Here is a 2,502-nt window from a genome sequence, read left to right as displayed (position 1 = left end):
CCGCCTGGCGCGCCATCAAGGCCGCCGCGGACGAGCGCGCCGCTGCAGCCGCGGCGGAGAAGGCGGCGGCCCCGGCCACCGTCGACGGCACCCCGCCGTCCGCCCCGGTCACGGAGGACGACACGGCGTCGTCCGCCACCGCCTGACCGAGCGTTTCCCCGAGCGCCCGCACCCGTACGACGGGGGCGGGCGCTCGGTCCTTTCACCAGGTCACCAGGTCACCAGGTTTCCCAGGTCTTCCAGATTTCTCACAGGGGGTTGTCGATGCCCGAGTTGCCCGAGGTCGAGGTCGTCCGGCGGGGTCTGGAGCGGTGGGTGGCCGCGCGGACCGTCGCCGAGGCGGAGGTGCTGCATCCGCGTGCGGTGCGCCGGCATCTCGCGGGGGCCGACGACTTCGCGCACCGGCTGAAGGGGCACACCTTCGGGGTGCCGAGCAGGCGGGGCAAGTATCTGTGGCTGCCCCTCGCGGACACCGGGCAGTCGGTCCTGGCGCACCTGGGCATGAGCGGCCAGCTGCTGGTCCAGCCGCACACCACGCCGGACGAGAAGCACCTGCGCGTCCGGGTCCGCTTCGCCGACGACCTCGGCACCGAACTCCGCTTCGTCGACCAGCGCACCTTCGGCGGTCTGTCCCTCCACGACAACACCCCGGACGGCCTGCCCGACGTCATCGGGCACATCGCCCGCGACCCGCTCGACCCGCTCTTCGACGACGAGGCGTTCCACCAGGCGCTGCGCCGCAAGCGCACCACCATCAAGCGGGCCCTGCTCGACCAGTCGCTGATCAGCGGCGTCGGCAACATCTACGCCGACGAGGCGCTCTGGCGCTCCCGCCTCCACTACGAGCGCCCCACCGCCGGCTTCACCCGCCCGGTGACGACGGAACTCCTCGGCCACATCCGGGACGTGATGAACGCGGCCCTCGACGTCGGCGGCACCAGCTTCGACAGCCTGTACGTCAACGTCAACGGCGAGTCCGGCTACTTCGACCGCTCCCTGGACGCCTACGGCCGCGAGGGCCTGCCGTGCCGCCGCTGCGGTACGCCGATGCTGCGCCGCCCCTGGATGAACCGCTCCAGCTACTTCTGCCCGAAGTGTCAGCGGGCGCCGCGCGCCGCGTCGTAACGCTCCCGTGCGGCGAGTACGTCCCCCATGGCGCCCTCCACGCAGTGGATGAGCGCGAGCAGCCGCTCGGCCACCTGACGGCCGAGTGGAGTGAGTTCGTAATCGACGCGAGGCGGATTCACCGGCTGCGCCTCCCGGAGCACGAGCCCGTCCCGCTCCAGCGCGTGCAGCGTCTGGGACAGCATCTTCTCGCTCACCCCGTCGACCCGCCGCCGCAGCTCGTTGAACCGCAGCGACCCCTCGTACAACGCCCCGAGCACCAGCGACCCCCACCGCCCGGTCACATGCTCCAGCGTCCCCCGCGACGGACACGCCTTGGCGAACACGTCGAACGCGTCCCGCGCCTCCGGCTCCGCCTGCTCCTGGGTGATCCCACTCATGGTCCCAGCGTAGGCGAGCGGGGCACTGACCACCAGGTAGCGCTGTGGGTGGGTTAGCGCCCCATGGCCTAGAGACCCCGCAGCGCCCCATGGAGGTCGGCGTAGACCGACCAGCAGTCGATGTCGCCGTCGTCGTACAGGCTGCCCATGTACCAGTCGTCGTCGTCAACGGGCTTCACGAGACACAGTCCGTGGAACCCGAGAACGATCTCCGGACGCAGCTCTTCCGGCAGGCCGCCCCCGCCCACCCATTTCACCGCCCGGTCCGGGCCCAGCGGGAGGGCCTCCCGGTCCCCGGACACGTCACGGACGCGCTGGAGGGTCCAGCCCGGGGGCAGCCGTGCTTCCGTCATGCGCCGAGGGGGCTCAGTACCCGAAGTCCTGCGTCCACCAAGGCCCGCCCTCGCCGAAGTGGACGCCCACGCCGAGGGTTTTGAAGTCGCAGTTGAGGATGTTGGCGCGGTGGCCGGGGCTGTTCATCCAGGCTTCCATGACCGCGGCGGGGTCGACCTGGCCGCGGGCTATGTTCTCGCCGCCGAGGCCGGTGATGCCCGCCTTGGAGGCGCGGTCCCACGGGGTGGCGCCGTCGGGGTCGGTGTGGTCGAAGAAGTCGCGTGAGGCCATGTCGTCGCTGAAGGCCTCGGCGAGCTTGGCGAGGGAGGAGTTCGCCGTCACCGGGGTGCAGCCGACCTTCGCGCGCTCCTCGTTGACGAGCGCGAGCACCTGGGCCTCGGCCTCGGCCTGGGGGGAGACGGCCGCGGGGGCGGAGGCGGAGGGGTCCTTGTCGGCGGGCTTGGAGGAACTGTCCGACGGAGCCGAGGGCTTGGGCTTGGCCGGGGCCGGCTGGTCCGCGGTCTGCGACGGCTCGGGCTTCGGCTTGGCCGGGGCGGCGGGCGCCGGGGACGTCTCCGAGTCGGACGGGGTCGGCGCCGGTGCCGCGGGCTGGGTGGACTGGCCGCCCGTGGAGGCGCCGCCGCCACCACCGGCCTGGACGTCC

Annotated in this window: 4 protein-coding genes; 1 reads left to right on the top strand and 3 read right to left on the bottom strand. The window is 72.4% G+C overall.

Annotation, left to right across the window (positions count from 1 at the left end):
• Positions 1 to 264: 264 nt before the first annotated feature.
• Positions 265 to 1,125 (top strand): bifunctional DNA-formamidopyrimidine glycosylase/DNA-(apurinic or apyrimidinic site) lyase, encoded by an 861-nt coding sequence (gene mutM, locus GTW40_RS26210; protein WP_161182633.1) that lies wholly within the window; start codon positions 265 to 267, stop codon positions 1,123 to 1,125.
• Here the strand turns inward: mutM and GTW40_RS26205 are convergent.
• The 3 genes from GTW40_RS26205 to GTW40_RS26195 all read right to left on the bottom strand — a co-directional run.
• Positions 1,098 to 1,505 carry a helix-turn-helix domain-containing protein gene (locus GTW40_RS26205; protein WP_161182632.1) on the bottom strand — a complete coding sequence of 136 codons (408 nt, stop codon included), beginning with the start codon at positions 1,503 to 1,505 and terminating at the stop codon, positions 1,098 to 1,100. The two genes, mutM and GTW40_RS26205, sit on opposite strands and share 28 nt — an antisense overlap.
• Before the next feature lie 68 nt (positions 1,506 to 1,573).
• Positions 1,574 to 1,858, bottom strand: coding sequence for a hypothetical protein (locus tag GTW40_RS33615; RefSeq protein WP_161182631.1), 285 nt, complete (start codon positions 1,856 to 1,858; stop codon positions 1,574 to 1,576).
• Between the two features lie 13 nt (positions 1,859 to 1,871).
• Positions 1,872 to 2,502: CAP domain-containing protein (locus GTW40_RS26195; RefSeq protein ID WP_237525706.1), on the bottom strand; the 631-nt coding region annotated here is incomplete at its 5' end.

Source organism: Streptomyces sp. SID4985 (assembly GCF_009863025.1).
In the GTDB taxonomy this organism is placed as follows: Bacteria; Actinomycetota; Actinomycetes; order Streptomycetales; family Streptomycetaceae; genus Streptomyces.
This window is presented reverse-complemented; position numbering and strand designations above follow the sequence as displayed.